Origin of the sequence: Coleofasciculus sp. C1-SOL-03, assembly GCF_040220555.1 — a bacterium.
Lineage (GTDB): Bacteria > Cyanobacteriota > Cyanobacteriia > Cyanobacteriales > Coleofasciculaceae > Coleofasciculus.
The window spans coordinates 1-16,181 of record NZ_JAVJUO010000128.1 but is presented as its reverse complement, the minus strand read 5'-3'; the positions used below and the strand labels follow the sequence as shown (position 1 = coordinate 16,181).

At 43.8% G+C, this 16,181-nt stretch carries 13 protein-coding genes and 3 pseudogenes; 11 read left to right on the top strand and 5 right to left on the bottom strand.

The window, feature by feature from the left end:
• Positions 1-338: 338 nt before the first annotated feature.
• A pseudogene (locus RIE73_RS19865) lies at positions 339-2,225 on the top strand (toll/interleukin-1 receptor domain-containing protein); the annotation flags it as partial.
• 169 nt (positions 2,226-2,394) lie between these two features.
• On the opposite strand, the gene RIE73_RS19860 reads toward RIE73_RS19865, so the two are convergent.
• Both RIE73_RS19860 and RIE73_RS19855 read right to left on the bottom strand, forming a co-directional pair.
• Positions 2,395-2,697, bottom strand: coding sequence for a hypothetical protein (locus RIE73_RS19860; RefSeq protein ID WP_446402819.1), 303 nt, complete (start codon positions 2,695-2,697; stop codon positions 2,395-2,397).
• Between the two features lie 35 nt (positions 2,698-2,732).
• Positions 2,733-2,891: pseudogene (locus tag RIE73_RS19855) on the bottom strand (MerR family DNA-binding transcriptional regulator); the annotation flags it as partial.
• A 31-nt stretch (positions 2,892-2,922) separates the two neighbouring features.
• On the opposite strand from RIE73_RS19855, the gene RIE73_RS19850 reads away from it, so the two are divergent.
• The 4 genes from RIE73_RS19850 to RIE73_RS19835 all read left to right on the top strand — a co-directional run bounded on the left by RIE73_RS19850 (position 2,923) and on the right by RIE73_RS19835 (position 6,820).
• On the top strand, positions 2,923-3,354 hold the full coding sequence (locus RIE73_RS19850; protein ID WP_446402818.1) for a tetratricopeptide repeat protein: 432 nt from the start codon (positions 2,923-2,925) through the stop codon (positions 3,352-3,354).
• 213 nt (positions 3,355-3,567) lie between these two features.
• On the top strand, positions 3,568-4,158 hold the full coding sequence (locus RIE73_RS19845) for a DUF3038 domain-containing protein (protein ID WP_446402817.1): 591 nt from the start codon (positions 3,568-3,570) through the stop codon (positions 4,156-4,158).
• A 100-nt stretch (positions 4,159-4,258) separates the two neighbouring features.
• Positions 4,259-5,836: a DUF4335 domain-containing protein gene (locus RIE73_RS19840; RefSeq protein ID WP_446402816.1), complete on the top strand. Its 1,578-nt coding sequence runs from the start codon at positions 4,259-4,261 to the stop codon at positions 5,834-5,836.
• A 330-nt stretch (positions 5,837-6,166) separates the two neighbouring features.
• The gene (locus tag RIE73_RS19835; protein WP_446402820.1) at positions 6,167-6,820 is read left to right on the top strand and encodes an IS1634 family transposase; all 654 of its coding nucleotides are present in this window, start codon (positions 6,167-6,169) and stop codon (positions 6,818-6,820) included.
• A gap of 20 nt (positions 6,821-6,840) precedes the next feature.
• On the opposite strand, the pseudogene RIE73_RS19830 reads toward RIE73_RS19835, so the two are convergent.
• A pseudogene (locus tag RIE73_RS19830) lies at positions 6,841-7,134 on the bottom strand (transposase); the annotation flags it as partial.
• A 376-nt stretch (positions 7,135-7,510) separates the two neighbouring features.
• On the opposite strand from RIE73_RS19830, the gene RIE73_RS19825 reads away from it, so the two are divergent.
• On the top strand, positions 7,511-8,077 hold the full coding sequence (locus RIE73_RS19825; protein ID WP_446402815.1) for a hypothetical protein: 567 nt from the start codon (positions 7,511-7,513) through the stop codon (positions 8,075-8,077).
• An 87-nt stretch (positions 8,078-8,164) separates the two neighbouring features.
• The gene (locus RIE73_RS19820; protein ID WP_446402814.1) at positions 8,165-8,812 is read left to right on the top strand and encodes a hypothetical protein; all 648 of its coding nucleotides are present in this window, start codon (positions 8,165-8,167) and stop codon (positions 8,810-8,812) included.
• A gap of 20 nt (positions 8,813-8,832) precedes the next feature.
• On the opposite strand, the gene RIE73_RS19815 is transcribed toward RIE73_RS19820, so the two are convergent.
• Entirely contained in the window at positions 8,833-9,000 is a 168-nt protein-coding gene (locus tag RIE73_RS19815) for a hypothetical protein (protein ID WP_446402813.1), read from the bottom strand.
• Between the two features lie 20 nt (positions 9,001-9,020).
• On the opposite strand from RIE73_RS19815, the gene RIE73_RS19810 reads away from it, so the two are divergent.
• The 4 genes from RIE73_RS19810 (at position 9,021) to RIE73_RS19795 (ending at position 15,164) form a co-directional block, all read left to right on the top strand.
• A complete protein-coding gene (locus tag RIE73_RS19810; protein WP_446402812.1) occupies positions 9,021-10,604 on the top strand; it encodes a B12-binding domain-containing radical SAM protein in 1,584 nt (527 codons plus the stop codon).
• A gap of 232 nt (positions 10,605-10,836) precedes the next feature.
• Positions 10,837-12,237 carry a DNA methyltransferase gene (locus RIE73_RS19805; RefSeq protein ID WP_446402811.1) on the top strand — a complete coding sequence of 467 codons (1,401 nt, stop codon included), beginning with the start codon at positions 10,837-10,839 and terminating at the stop codon, positions 12,235-12,237.
• Positions 12,210-13,211, top strand: coding sequence for a type II restriction endonuclease (locus tag RIE73_RS19800; protein WP_446402810.1), 1,002 nt, complete (start codon positions 12,210-12,212; stop codon positions 13,209-13,211). The genes RIE73_RS19805 and RIE73_RS19800 overlap by 28 nt, the downstream gene beginning before the upstream one ends.
• 294 nt (positions 13,212-13,505) lie before the next feature.
• Positions 13,506-15,164 carry an ABC1 kinase family protein gene (locus RIE73_RS19795; RefSeq protein ID WP_446402809.1) on the top strand — a complete coding sequence of 553 codons (1,659 nt, stop codon included), beginning with the start codon at positions 13,506-13,508 and terminating at the stop codon, positions 15,162-15,164.
• Positions 15,165-15,316: 152 nt separating this feature from the next.
• On the opposite strand, the gene RIE73_RS19790 is transcribed toward RIE73_RS19795, so the two are convergent.
• On the bottom strand, positions 15,317-15,862 hold the full coding sequence (locus tag RIE73_RS19790; protein WP_446390916.1) for a cofactor assembly of complex C subunit B: 546 nt from the start codon (positions 15,860-15,862) through the stop codon (positions 15,317-15,319).
• Between the last annotated feature and the right edge of the window lie 319 nt (positions 15,863-16,181).

The window sequence follows — 16,181 nt, the reverse complement described above, 5'->3', positions numbered from 1 at the left end:
GGAGAACCCGGCGTGAAAACCCTTTGGCAGGGTCTACGACGACTTCATGACATTGCACAGACTTGGATTTTACTCTCTCACTCTAGTGCTACTTTTGTCAAGTCAGATTTTGTTAAGAAAGATGTGACTAATGCATAGCTTAGCAAGGGGGGATTAAGGGGGGTTAAAATGAATGTCGCTGACTTAAGCTGAATGATACTGAAAATTGGCATTTTTGGCTCGCTGAAACCCTTGATGTACCGTAGGGTGGGCATTGCCCACCAGCCTTAAGTAAGTACCATTCGGGTTAAGATTAAGGCGACGAGTTATTGATTATTTGCTTTATTGAGACAAAAAAAATGACTCAATTATTCGATGCCTTCATCTCCTACGGACGCGCAGATAGTAAAGCCTTTGCCCAAAAACTTCAAACCCGTTTAAACGAAGCCGGATTTAAAATCTGGTTTGACTTCAATGATATACCCTTAGCCGTCGATTTCCAGAATCAAATTGATGATGGAATTGAAAAAGCCAGTCACTTCCTCTTCATCATTGCCCCTCATTCCGTAAATTCGCCCTATTGTCTCAAAGAAATCGAATTAGCGGTGAAGCTAAACAAACGCATCATTCCCCTGTTGCACGTTATGGAAATTAGCCAGGAAACCTGGCAACAACGAAACCCTAATGGCACGGCTGAACAATGGGAAGCTTATAAAGCAAAAGGGTTACATGAAAGCTATCAAAATATGCACCCGACAATTCGTAAACTGAACTGGGTGTATTTCCAAGAAGATATTGACTTTGAAAAATCTGTAGCCGATTTAATTAATTTACTCCACTCTCATCGGGATTATGTAGACAAGCATACCCGGTTTTTAGTCAAAGCACTGGAGTGGGAACGCCATCAAAAACAAACCAAATACCTGCTAGTTGGCGAAGAAAAACAACAGGCAGAAGCGTGGCTGAAGATACGGTTTAAAGACGAGCAACCGCCTTGTATACCGACGGATTTGCATTGTGAATATATCACCGAGAGTATCAAAAATGCCAATAACTTGATGACTCAGGTGTTTCTCTCCTACACCGATGAGGATCGGGCGACGATGGAGACGATTCGCAACAGTTTGAGACGAGAAGGGATTACGGTTTGGACGAATACGACAGATATTCAAACCGGGGAAGAATTTGAGCAGGCGATTAAGCGGGGAATTGAACAGGCGGATAATGTGATTTATCTACTGTCCCCAAATTCAGTAAAGTCCTATTTTGCAGGGCAAGAACTAGAGTATGCCCTATCACTGAATAAACGAATTATCCCAGTGTTAGTGCGAGAAACTTTATCCAAAGCAATACCGAGTTCATTGCAAAATTTACATTATATTGATCTGACGGATAATGTCAAAGAAGAAGATTATTATCTAGATGAAAGCCAACTGTTAAAGATTTTGCAGCAGGATGCGGCTTACTATAATGAACATAAAATACTACTCACTAAAGCCCTGAAGTGGAAGCGACAGCATGAAAATCCCAGTATTCTGTTGCGGGGGTATAACTTACGCAGTGCAGAAACCTGGTTGAAGCTGGCAAAAAAGAGAACTCAGCATCCGCCGACACCGTTAATTGAAGAATTCATTGATGAAAGTTTGCGGCAACCGCCAGCAACATCATTGGATGTATTTATTTCCTATTCCCGTGCCGATGCCGACTTTGCTCGAAAACTGAATGATGAACTACAACTACAGGGGAAACGGACGTGGTTTGACCAGGAAAGTATTGCATCAGGGGCGGATTTTACCCAGGAGATTCATGGGGGAATTGAAGCCTGTGATAATTTCTTATTTATTCTTTCCCCTCGTTCCGTGAATTCACCCTATTGTAAAGATGAAGTGGAGTATGCCGCAGGGTTGAATAAGCGCTTTGTCACCGTGCTGCATCAGCCTGTGAATTCAGATGAACTGCATCCAGAGTTAGCTAAGGTACAGTGGATTGATTTTAATCAGAATCAGCGAGAGTTTCAGGTCAATTTTCGACAATTGGTGAGAACTCTGGAGACAGACCGAGAACATTTACACCAGCATACCAAATGGTCACAGAGAGCGATTGAATGGCAGGAGAAAGGGAAGAATCCTGACTTACTGTTGCGCGGGAGTGAATTGGCAATCGCTCAGGCTTGGTTGCAGGAGACTCAAGGGCAGAAGAAAAAGCCAGGGGTAACGGAGTTACAGAAGGCGTATATTGCCAAAAGTGGCGGGCATAAGCGCAGAAATCGGCTGTTGTTGACGGGGGCAGTTGTCTCGGTGATGGGGGTAATGACGGCAGCAGCTATTGGCTCTACAATTCTCTGGCGAAAAGCTGAAAGGCAAACTAAAATTGCAACGTTGCGAGAAAATGCTGCTCGCGTACAAACTTTGCTACCTATCGAACCTGTGGAAGCTGGCGCTTTCTACAATATGCAGCTGAAGCAGTTTTTCCTTTAGCTAATGCAATGACTCCGTTAGCGTAACGCTTACTGATTCCGTATTTCTCTTGAATATGACTATTCCAACTGGATTGATTAAATTTAACTTCTTTGTTTAATAAATGATTAACGGTTTCAACTGTTGCTTGATAAAATATATCGGACAATGACGTTAAAAACATCTCCAACTCGGTGAACCCGATGGGGTTAAGTTCATCGGCGGGGGTTGGCAAGCCTTTGCAATAAGTGAGAGTCGTCATAGCTTTTTGGCTACCTCCCTTAGTTCGTCCACTATACCCGATTTATTACCAATTAAGTCAGCAATATCGTATCGACTCCGAACCACCAGCCGTCCGAGAAGCTCATAAGCCAGCCGTTGAGTTCCCATCGGTGCAACGTGCAAGACCGTCACACCTAGTCGAGTAGCTGCTTCTTGGGTGGTTAAACTAGACATTGCCTGATTATATCCTAGAAAATGTCCAGTTATGTCACTAGCGGCTGAGGGTTGGATCAATAAGGGTAAGAAGCAAGTCAGAGAAGGTGAAGTTAAGGAAGCGCTAACGGCTTATGATAAAGCACAAAAAATAGATCCTCCAACCTGGAAAATTTCTGCTGAATCTTGGAACACCCTCTGTCGGGACGGCAGTCTGCACAAAGAGGCGGCTGCGGTGATGGATGCTTGTGAAAAGGCTGTAGCACTTGCGCCTGAGAATGGAGGGTTTCGGGATAGTCGCGGCATTGCCAGGGCGCTGACGGGGGATAACAACGGAGCGATTGAGGATTTTCAGGCATTTATAGAGTGGGCTGATTCGGAGAGGGATGAGGAGGAGATAAAACAACGGCAAGGCTGGATTGATGCGCTGAAGGCGGAGAAGAATCCTTTCACAGAGGAGGAGATTGATAAATTGTTAAGGTAGTTACCAATCCGTATCCGGGGAACGCTACCCCCGTTATAACCCAGTCCGCGCAGGCGGACTTTGTTTGTCTAGCAGCGATTTCAATCGCCATGGCTGTCATGGGATTCTGTCCCTCAATTCTGTCCCCAGGAAACTTGATGTAAACTCTAAAAGTCGTGTTTCTCTATTGGTAACTACATTCACCCGCCTGATTAAATTTCTTACTCTAAAGCTATGCGCTCTACCCTAAAGACGCCAACCTCGTCTCCCGCTTGGCAGGATTTACCCCTCGCGCAAGTGCCAGACTCTCTACAACTGGATAACATTAAAACCCAGTTAGACTTAATCTTGCTGGCGCTGGAAGCCTTGGCGGGTATTGGTTCTGAGGCAATGCTGCAAGCGGCGGCTGACTTAAATTTAGAGTCGGTGGTGTCCGATCGCGTGGGGTTATGGCGTCTACGTCAGTCTAACCCTCAGCGGAAAAGTTCCGGAGGGCGTAAAAAGTTGGATGTGGAAGAAGCGCGATCACTGGTTTTGATTATTTGCCATTTAGCCCAACAGCATCAGGAACTCATCCGTCGGGCTGTAGCCCTCTTGGAACAAATGACTGAACAAAATAATGAACCCCATCGGACGGCATTGTTAGGCGATTATCTCGATACATTTATTAACACCTATCAGGAACGAATGGAGCAAGGAGACGAGGTATCCATGGATGTACTCAATCAACTGGCATTCAAATTACTCATTGATTTACTCTTCTATAGTGATTCTCATGGTCATCGGCGTCTCTGGTTAGCCTTATTAGGTTCAGCGTCTGCGTAGGGGCGGGTTTAGGAAATAATATTGATGGTTATCCTTAGCTTGGCTGCAAAACCCGCCCTTTCTTTAATGGCAAGAATTATTTGACAAATGACCAATTACTATGCCCTTATCTAGCTCAGTTCTACGCCGCTATACGCCACCTACCTGTACTCTGGAAATCGTGGCAAAAACGTCACCCCTGTCGCGTTGGGTGGGGAAATCCGTTGTGAAAGACTTACAGTTTGAATTACATTTTGATGATCCGCGACAGCCTGACGAAAAACTGGTGACGATAAAAGGCGATCGCACGGAACTGAATGTCTTATATGAGGCAGTAAGTCACTACGTCCAAAACTTCCTCAACACCTCTCCCCAACCCTTATCCTGGACTAATCTCACCTCTTCTGTACAACCAGATAATCCAGAGGAATCCGAATCCACTACCCCAGAACCCGCCTCTCCTATTTTAATAGTTACCTCTGATCAACCCCAAGACAATCAAGAGTCGGAGCTACCCTCCACAAAATTACAACCTTTAAAACCCTGGACATTGCCATTAGGCATTACACTACAACCGAAAGGATTAGTTACCCATGAATTAGTTCTGGGTCAACTCGCAAGCGAAGACTCTGGATCAGTTGTTTACTTAAGTGTTATCCAACTGTTCGATTTAGCCACGGCTTTAGATGATTATGCCGCAGAAATTTTAGCCCTACCCAATCTCAATCGTGCGGGTAAAGCCAAAGTTCTACCCCTGTGGACAAAAGCTGCCGCCGCTGTCGTATTAGCCGTAGGAGTCACAACCGCAGGGGTAAGATGGTTCAATCACTCCCAATTAACTCAGGAAACCGCAACTCTTAACTCAACCTCAGATTCAGCCGAAGAAGTCCCCTCCAACCTAGCTCAAGAACTACCCACACCAACACCATCCCCCTTACCTTCGCCACCTTCGCCAATTCCAACGCCAACAGTACCACCTTCATTAGCCAACGCGCCCACAGTACCTCCCCCCAAACCCGTTAAACCCCCAGCACCATCGACTCGGAGTTCGTCACCCGCACCTGCACCGCAACGTCAGGAGATTGCCATCACACCTCCACCCCAGCGCCCTGCGGCTCAACCTGCACCGAGTACACCAGCCTCTCCGTCAACTCCACTCCCTACCCAGCCTAGTCGCCCTCCAGCGCCGACTGGGAATGTGCCAAAGTCCCGGAGTTCGACCCAAGTACCCGCGACACCTCCACCACTGCCCGTATTTCCCCCTCTTGATGTCACTCCAGCTACACCAGAACGCCCAGACGTGATGAATAGTCCATCAGTAACCACCCGTCGTCCTTCTTTGCCAACGGATATGGAGATAGAGTCAACCGAGTTAGATGATACCAATGATGCCGCCAGAGGTAGACTCTTTGACACAATTCCTCAAGTTGCCCAAGCAAGAACCTACTTGCAACAGCGATGGCAACCGCCAGAAGACGTGACAAAAGCGCTAGAGTATCGGTTATTTATCGCCCCAGATGGTTCAATTGAACGGATTATTCCTCTGGGACAAGCCTCACAAGTTCACATTCAAGAAACTGGTATTCCCTTAGTCGGTGAACCATTTGTGTCACCCGTTCAAGGAGACAGGAATCCCACAATTCGAGTTGTCCTGAATCCAAATGGTCAAGTTGAGACATTTTTAGAGGATATGCAATGAAAGGACGTAGCGGTGCGATCGCCGACTTATAGCCGATTTTCCCCATCCCCACTGCCACAATCCGTTTTTTCGGAATTTTACTCCCACTCGAAGAACTCGTGATCGCCAGCCAAGGCTTATGCGATGGGGAATTGGAAGACCCAAAAGACATAGAAGCTTCTGTATTGCCCCCTAGCGATTGATGGTATGTTATTACCCAGACTCCGCACTTCAAAATGTAGCACGATGGGTTACAGAGCTAAACCTGAGAACACTAAGCATAAATACTCACTTTACTGATGGCTGATACCTTGAGATAATTAGCGAGTTAGCTGTGACTATTTAAAAGAGATATTAACTTTGTCTACATCAACAACAATAGAAGTCAAAAACCTCGATCATTTAGGAATTATAGCCGGATTAATTGATGAGATAGGAATAGTTGAAATAATCAATGAAAAATTAGGGATAGACAAGCGAGAGAAAATCTCATCGGGGCAAACTGTTTATAAAATAACAGCCAAGTCAGAAAAACAAGACCAAGAAATTACCGCGAGAGAAAAACAAGCAGGGAGATTTATACTAGCCACGAATGTTCTCGAACAAGACCTACTTAACTCGGCAGAAATCCTTTTAAATTACAAGAATCAACAATCTTGTGAAAGAGGATTTAGATTCCTGAAAGACCCCGTATTTTTTGCCGATAGTTTATTTGTCGAAAATCCTCAGAGAGTAGAAACGATGCTCTTTGTTATGACCTTATGTCTCTTAGTCTACAACTTAGGGCAAAGAGAAATCAGGAAGAATTTACAAAGAGCTAAAGTCGGGATAAAAAATCAAGTGGGGAAATTGACCGATCGCCCAACACTAAGGTGGATATTTCAATGTTTTCAAGGTATCCATGCAGTAGTTATCGATGGAGTCAAACAGATAGTGAATTTAACAGATGAACGTCAATTTATTTTAAACTTATTGCCCTCCTCTTGTCAAAAATATTATCTGTGATTTTTTCGGGTCTTCCGTACTTAGTGTGCTAAACTGTTAGGATAATGCCACAGAAGTAAAGCGCGTATTGTAAAATTATTAAAGTTCCTGAAGCCAAATCCACACCGTTTTAATAGTTTCAGTTTATTGTTAACTCCTTCAACGACTCCATTTGTTGTTCTACTTTCAAAATAACCCACGACTTCGGCAAACCATCGTTTTATTGCTGATACACTTTTTTTATAGTAAATTTGAGCCTTGTCTAACCAATCAATTAGTTTTAAAGTTCCCTCTCCCAGGTTTTGACTTTCTTCAAATATTTGATACAATTCTTCTGGGTCTTCCAGACTTAGTGTGCTAAACTATCAGCTTTAATGAACCGGGAAGCTTACCACACAGGAGCTGTAGCTTTTCACCGTCTTAAAACTCTCTTGAAATCCGGGTAAAAATGCTTAAAGCTATTGCTGTCCAATATTCCGGCAAATCAAACTAACAATTTAGCACACTAACTACGGAAGACCCGCGACTATTAGACTCATTTATAATAACTGTACTTTGGGAGTAGTTTATGGAAGAATTTATTAATTATGTGGCTTCATTTGACCCAGAGTTTCCCTATGAAATTAGTGGCGCTCATGAATCTAAAATTGAATATCTTGAGGAACTAATTAAAAAAAATTACCTCCTGAATATAAAGATTATTTGTCTTATATGGGGGAAAGTAACGGAGATTTTTTTCTTTTCCAACCAACTGAACGTTCTAATATTGAAACAATCATTGAAGGATACCAGGATGTCCATAAGGGAGAATGGGAGATTCCTGATGATTGTATTTTGATTTGTGATTATATTTATCCCAATGAACAACTTGCCTTAAGAGAATCAAAAGATAGCAAACGAACTGTGTGGCGATTAGATGAAGGTGAATGGTATGTAGATATGTACGCAGAATCTCTAAAAGGATTACTTTGGAGACAAGCTTTTATAGAGTACGCATTAAAAGAATTCAACTATCGAGGATATTGGCAGATACACGTAAAAAATGAATCAAAAGAAGTTAATTTAGTCAAGGAGAAACTCAATCAATGGTCAATTCAAAAATTCTGGTTTTCAGATGGCATTTTTTACTGCGCTCAAGGAGATAAAATGAGAGTAGTAATCAACACTTATGGCGGTGGATGTCATGTCTATTTTTCCACAAAATTACAGTCAATATTTGATGAGTTTGATAACTACTTAGTCAATCAGATTGGCGCAAAATACAGACATATTTTTTGAGAAATCCGTTGTTTAATCAGGGAATAAACTAATAGGATTGTATACATTTGTAATAGCATAAGTAGTTTATTGATAAATTGAAACAAAATGAGAAATCAAGATATTAAAAGTCATTTGAGGAAAGAATTAGCTAGAGTAATTCAGCAAATTAAATATGAAGTCCATTCAGAACACACTTTATCTGCTGATTATGCACTGGCAAGCTTAGATTTAACGATTGAGAAATTGCGGCACTACCCTGATGATGCAAAGGTTCCTGTATTGGAACTATTCGCCAAACTAAAACAAGTAATTTTAGGATTTGCCTCTGCCAATGGTGATGGAACTAATAGAATTCATCAAGACCTTTATGCTTTACAGAACCAAATGCAGGAGTATGGCATTAGTATCAGTCAGTTACTCGAAGTTGAAGTATCTGAACAAATACAACAGCTTCTATCTTCGGCTGAAATGCAACAGCAAGTAACGGAACTTTCTAGGAAACTCCAAGAACTAGCAAAGCAACCCAATCAAGATCCTGATGTACTTCAAAGACAAATCAGCGATACCATTATTCAACCTTTAGCCCAAAAGCTACTTGTTGATGAGGATGAGAAATTCTGGGAACAGAAACGTCAAAGCTACAAACAATCAGCACGAGATGCGATCGCTAAATCCTTTAAATCTCTTAACCTCCCCTCATTTGCTGGTGGTGACTTAAACTCCAACGGTGACCAAAAGGGTATAGTAGATTGAGTAGATGCTGTTAATCAAACTTAACCGTCTTCGCCAATTAAGTTACCGACTTTACCCATACCCACTCTCACAATCGGTATTTTGGCAATTTTACCCCCATCGGCAGAATCGCGATCGCCCATCAAGGCGTATACTATGGGGAATTGGGAATTGGAAGATCCCAAACCGGAGAATTCCCTGATTCCCATTGCCCACTACCTAAACTACAATGCGCGTTTTACTCCTCTATCCCCAGTTTCCCAAATCCTTCTGGTCCTTTGACAAAGCCATCGAACTGGTAGGACGTAAGGTAACTCTGCCACCTTTGGGTATGATTACTGTAGCAGCGATATTGCCTCAGACGTGGGAATTCCGCCTAGTAGACCGGAATGCAAGCTTAGAAACTCAAGCCGATTGGGATTGGGCAGATTTAGTCATTGTCTCCGGGATGATTGTGCAGAAACCGGATTTGCTGCACATCATTCTGGAAGCCAAGCGGCGCGGGAAGACAGTTGCAGCCGGAGGTCCCTACTTTACCTCTGTACCCGAGACAGCGTTACAAGCTGGGGTCGATTTTCTAATTTTGGATGAGGGAGAAATTACCTTACCCAAGTTTGTCGAAGCGCTGGAACGCGGAGAAACCTCTGGTATATTCCGTTCTGATGGAGAAAAGCCGGATGTTACCAATACCCCAATTCCTCGCTATGACTTACTGAATTTAGATGACTACAGTGATATGTCGGTACAGTTTTCTAGAGGCTGTCCGTTTCAGTGTGAGTTTTGTGACATTATTGTCCTGTATGGGCGCAAGCCACGCACGAAAACCCCAGAACAACTACTCGCCGAATTACAACGACTCTATGATTTAGGGTGGCGGCGTTCAATTTTCTTAGTCGATGATAATTTTATTGGCAATAAGCGCAATGTCAAGCGATTACTGCGAGAAATGGGTCCCTGGATGGCGGAACGCGGCTATCCGTTCCGCTTAAGCACAGAAGCTTCCGTCGATTTGGCACAGGATCAGGAATTACTGGATTTAATGATAGCGGCTAACTTTACGGGTGTGTTTTTGGGGATTGAAACACCGGATACGGAGAGTTTATCCCTGACTCAAAAATTCCAGAATACTCGCAACTCCCTGATGGAAGCCGTACAAACGATAAATAAGACTGGACTGCGGGTGATGGCAGGATTTATTATTGGCTTTGATGGGGAAAAACCCGGAGCAGGCGATCGCATTATCCAGTTTGTAGAAGCCACAGCGATTCCTCAAGCCATGGTGAGTATGCTGCAGGCGTTACCCAATACGGCATTATGGCATCGACTTAAGCGAGAGGAGCGTCTGTTAGAAGAAAATAAGGAAGCCAATATTCACCAAGGAACCCTAATTAATTTTATCCCTACTCGCCCTGTCGAAGAACTGGCTCGTGAATATGTCAGTTGTTTCTGGGAACTGTACGAACCCCACCGCTATTTGGGGCGAGTGCATCGCCATTTCCTCCAGATGCAACCCACGCCGCACAAGCGTAAATTCAAGATACCCGACTGGACAACTCTGCGGGCGCTATTAATTATTATGTGGCGACAGGGAATAAAGCGTTACACCCGTTTCCAATTTTGGCGTCAATTCTTCTCGATTTTGCGGAAAAATCCCCGCATTTTTGAGCGTTATATCGTCAATTGCGCTCATCTGGAGCATTTTCTGGAATACCGTCAAATTGTCCGGAATAATATTGAAGCGCAATTAGCGGAGTATTTAGCCGAAAAAGCCAAGCTTTCTGCTGAAGTGAGACCAAAAGAATTAGTCAGCTAAATTAATTACTGGCGTGGTATAAGCTGTTTTGCATTTAAACCTTAATGTCAATAATGACGAAATCCTTGTCGTAGTAGTGCGAGCATCTTGCTCGCTACATTGAGCATCTTGCTCGTTACCCATTCCCAATTTAAATGCGTGACAGCTTAGATAAAATTGTGGATTAGATTTGACGATTGAATCGGGCGCACGTCTGTGCGCCCCTACAGTGGCTGGATATTAATCTATCAAAATGGTATTAGTTCAACCCAGCTTAGGTGAAATTGAACACCTAGACTCTAAATTAGTAAAACACTTCGATGGCAAGTTAATTGTCGATGATCAGCTTAATCGCTCATTGGTTAGTTATCAAGCCAACAAAACTCGCGCCATATATCGTTGGTATAAGTATAAAGAGGCGTTTTCTGCGGCTTTAGTTGACTATCTATTGCAGCGTTATGGGATTACTAACGGTACAATATTAGATCCATTCGCGGGGAGTGGTACAGCCCTATTTGTCGCGAGTGAAATGGGTATCAATGCCCAAGGCATTGAATTACTGCCAATTGGTCAAGAAATCATTACAATTCGGAAACTATTAGCCTCAGACATTACCACTGATGATATCGCTACTTTAACCCATTGGTCAACGACACGACCTTGGGAAAACGTTAAGAATATTTGTTCTCTTCCCAAACTACGAATTACTAAAGGGGCTTATCCCGAAGCAACTCGAAACGCGATTGAGCAATACATGAGCGCATGGCAAGGTGAGAATAAACGAGTTCAGGCTATTTTACGCTTTGCCTTACTTTGTATTTTAGAATCCGTGAGTTACACGCGCAAGGATGGTCAATATTTGCGCTGGGATTATCGCTCAAACCGGAAAGCCGGAAAGAAGGCTTTTAATAAAGGGAAAATTACCAGTTTTGCTGAAGCCATTTGCAGTAAACTCGATCAGATTGTGGCTGACTTGCAGCCTCAGCATGAACAGCTTGAACTTTTTTCGGTAGAACAGGAACGAGGTGAGATTAAGCTTGACAAGGGTTCATGTCTAGATTTAATGCCAACCTTACCCGATAGTTCCTACCATGCCATTGTCACATCACCGCCCTATTGTAATCGCTACGATTATACCAGAACTTATGCTTTAGAATTAGCATTGTTGGGAATCAATCAGCAAGAATTAGTCAACTTAAGGCAACAAATGCTAAGTTGTACCGTGGAAAATCGCCCCAAAGATTTACTTCAGATTAATCCGCACTGGAAATCCGCGATCGCGGCGGCTGATCAACAGGAATTATTACAAGTGATTCTGCACTATTTAGATGACCAAAAAGCCCAAGGGATTTTAAATAATAAAGGAATTCCGCGCATGGTTCGCGGTTACTTCTATGAAATGGCTTGTACAATCGCTGAATGTGCGCGAGTTTTGTCATCCAATGCTCCCTTAATCATGGTCAATGATAATGTTCGCTATGCGGGAGCAAGTATTTCCGTGGATTTAATTCTTTCAGACTTAGCAGAAAAACTGGGATTTTACATTGAAACTATCCTCGTGTTACCTAATGGCAAAGGCAATAGTAGTCAACAAATGGGCGCTCATGGACGAAAACCGTTGCGGAAATGCATTTATGTGTGGAGAAAACACTGATGACAACGGATAAGCCCTATTACCAGCATTTGAATTCCAGTGATGACTTAGTGACTCCTTATGCAGCAGTAAGAGCTGGTTTTGTCGCTTTAGCTTTAGAGAAAAATAGACGTGCTACACCGTTTGTTGAGCAAGCAAGAGTTTTGAAAGCGGCTGCATCTAGAATCAAAACCCCTATGGAATTAGTGGGTATTGAGGACATAAAACCAGCATTACTAACAGCAGCAGGTGTTTCAGACAAAGCAGCGAAGTATCTAGAGCCGCAGAATAAAATAGCCGCGATTCGGGGATTAATTGAAAATTTTCTTGAGCCAGCAGGCGCAAATTTTATTGAAAAATTAGTCTTTCGATTTCTGCTCATACGAGGAGATACTCTAGGCGGTTCAATGCGAAATGTTGGTGGAGTCTTAGCACAACGTAAGTTAACACGAATGTTGTTATCTACTTTGACGGTTGCAGGTAAATCTTATCAATGGCTGCATTCAAGCATGAATCGGTGGGCGTCAATGACTGATGAAGACTCAGATATTGAATTGTACTTAAAAGGACTAAGCTGGAAAAACAATGATCAAAACAGAACTCTTATTTATAACTTGACCGTACCTTTTATCAAAAACAATGTAGACTTATGCCTGTTAAACTGTAGTCCCCAAGAGTTGGCAACAAAAAAACTGGCTAAAGCGACGTACAAGCTTCCAAGCGTTTACCTGGCGCTTGGAGAACTCAAAGGAGGTATTGATCCGGCGGGTGCTGATGAACATTGGAAGACAGCTCGTTCAGCACTACAGCGTATCAATCAAGCATTTATAACCCATGGACTAAAACCATCTACCTTTTTTATTGGAGCCGCGATTGAAAAGAAAATGGCAGGCGAAATTTGGCATCAGCTAGAGGAAGGAAGCCTGACAAATGCGGCTAACTTAACGAATGACGATCAACTGGCATCTATATCACGTTGGCTATGCCGTCTTTAAGTGTATCTCATCAAGCTGAAAACGACTCTATAAGTTGAGAAACCGATAAAATACATGTCAATCGAAATCTGAGGAACAAAACCCAACTCATAGGAGATTTTGTTGGGTAACGCTTACGCTCTACCCAACCTACTATTCCCAACTTAATCCAGTAGACGGATTGCCAGATAGGGAAACTCCTGCAATGATTAAATTATTTCTTATATTAAATACAGTATCCTTCAGTTGAGGGACTAGAGTACAACTTACCTGACTCCTAGACTAACCTCTGTTCCAAGCCCATCAGTATAAACTATGTTCTCCTTAACTCAAAGCAACTCTCGACAACGCGAAATTCTAGAAGTCGTCTTCCGCAATGGTTGGGAGTACATGCGAAGACTGCTGACAGGTAGTAAGGCTGACGAACCGCAATTGCCTCCCCCAGAGGTGCTGCGGAACGTGCTAACGGAATTGGGACCGGTTTACGTGAAGCTAGGACAACTGCTGAGTACTCGTCCTGATTTGTTACCGGCTGATTACATTGACGCTCTCTCAGAACTCCAAGCTAAGGTGCCACCTGTGGCGTGGAGTGAGGTTGAAATATTACTGCGAAAGCAACTGCGAAAGCCGCTAGAAGAAACCTTTGCTAAGATAGATCCTCGATCTGTGGCTGCTGGTTCTATTGCCCAAACCCATCGAGCCACCCTAAAAAATGGTCAGGAGGTGGCGCTGAAAGTTCAGCGTCCAGGAATTGATAAGGTTGTTCCTCAGGATATTGCTATAATTAAAGGCTTGGCAGATTTAGTCTCGCGTACTGAGTTTGGACAAGACTATGATGTTGTAGCAATAGCTGAGGAGTTTACCAGCGCTCTACAAGCCGAACTCGATTTTACCCAAGAAGCCAGCTACACAGACCAATTGCGGCGCAATCTCTCCAGAAGTCGCTGGTTTGATCCCACGCAAATCGTGGTTCCCGCTATTTATTGGGAGTTGACCACAGAGAAACTAATGGTGATGGAATGGTTAGAAGGTAAACCTATTCTAGACGCCCAGTTTTCCGCCGAGCAAAATGGCGAGGATAGCGGTAACGAAAAGAAAAAGCGCCAAGAAATTACGACGCTTTTATTTCGTGCCTTTTTTCAGCAACTCTATGTGGATGGTTTTTTCCATGCTGATCCTCATCCCGGCAACTTATTCTATCTCCAGGATGGTCGCGTAGCACTTTTGGACTGCGGCATGGTTGGGCGTTTAGACCCACGCACTCAACAGATTTTAACCGAAATGTTGCTCGCGATCGTGGATTTAGATGCTCAACGCTGCGCCCAGTTAACCCTGCAACTCTCTGAGTCCGGTCAACCCGTTATCTTATCGCGGTTGGAAAATGACTACGATCGCATGTTGAGAAAATACTACAACCTCAGCATCTCACAAATCAACTTCAGTGAGGTCTTTTATGAAATCTTGGAACTTGCCCGAAATAACCGAGTCCGCTTACCCAGCAATATGGGATTATATTCCAAGTGTCTCGCCAACCTAGAAGGGGTGGCTCGTACTTTTAATCCAGAGGTGAATCTCCTCGACGAAATCAAACCCCTGATGACCGATTTATTTCGGCGTCAGCTTTTGGGTTCAAATCCCTTGCAAACTTTTCTCCGAACCGCTCTGGATGTCAAAAGTCTCTCGCTACAGTCTCCTCGTCAGATGGAGTTACTGCTCGACCGGATCACTTCAGAAACTTTAAAGTGGAATATTACAGTTCGGGATATTGACCCGCTGCGCCGCAGTCTAGATGATTCAGCCAATCGGCTTTCATTTAGTATTTTGGTGGGTTCCTTGATTATGGGTGCAGCAATTATCTCCACAGGAGCGCAAACGAGTCAGCTTTCACTATTGAGTAATATCCTATTCGGTGTTGCCAGTTTTTTAGGGTTGTGGTTAATTGTCAGCATCCTCAAGTCAGGACGATTGAAATGATGACTTTTCAGGGAACAGGCAATGGGCAATGGGCAATGGGCAATGGGCAATGGGCAATCGGTCAGGTAGAGTTTTGAGTTAACCTCCCCCATCTTCCCCATCTCCCCCATCTTCCCCCGCTTCCCCTGCTCCCCCTGCTCCCCCTGCTCCCCTTAATCTCCCGCCTCCGGAGAGGGTTGAAGTTTCAAGGCTTGCTGAAGTTGGGCAAGTTCATCGCGATGGGCGATAACAGTAACTAAGCTTTGCATATCCGTTTGCGGATTCGGCAAAGGTTCAACTTTTAGGAACACCTGTTCATCGCGTCCCGCACCTTTCCAGTAAAAAATGCCAGCCACAGGAGCCAGTAAAACTAGCCCCAGGAAAACCTGGGATAGGTTTGGGTACAGTATGGATAGAACCAATGATAGGCAAAGAATACCACAGGCAGCGAGTGCGGTTAAAAAGATAGCCAGAAACCAACTAGGTCGGACAAAACCCTGAAATGTCACTTGACCCGTGGCTGGGTCAACCCCAGCTACCCGGTATGCCCTTTGATCAAAATAGTTCTGCAACCGTTCTAAGAGGGAGGCTTCGGGTTCTTGGGCAATGAGTTGAACTTTTTGAGTTCGGTCTTTAACCGAAGCACGGATGAAAAAGAACAAACCTACTGCTAATAAAAGAGTCAGCAGAAATGTGGAAGACAGAATTGGTGTACTCACAGATATTGACCAACAACAGTTATCCTTGGCTTACCACTTTACTGGGGTGAACCAATCATCGAAAATTGGGGTTGGTAAGGGGGTGAATGGAAACCCCTGTCATTTATGTATGTATGGGGAGGATCTTGCCCCCTTACATAAACAGCAGTCCGACAGGACTTCCTTTGAGAAGCTGTTGGTATCCATTACCCTCGTGTAGACGACTGCATATTTGAATTGAAACCTCTACCGCCTTGGATTTACTTGCCGCGTTCGATGTATTGCATTCACCTTTCGCCTGGGCAATTACAGACTCGTGCTTTCAACCTGTACGCATAAG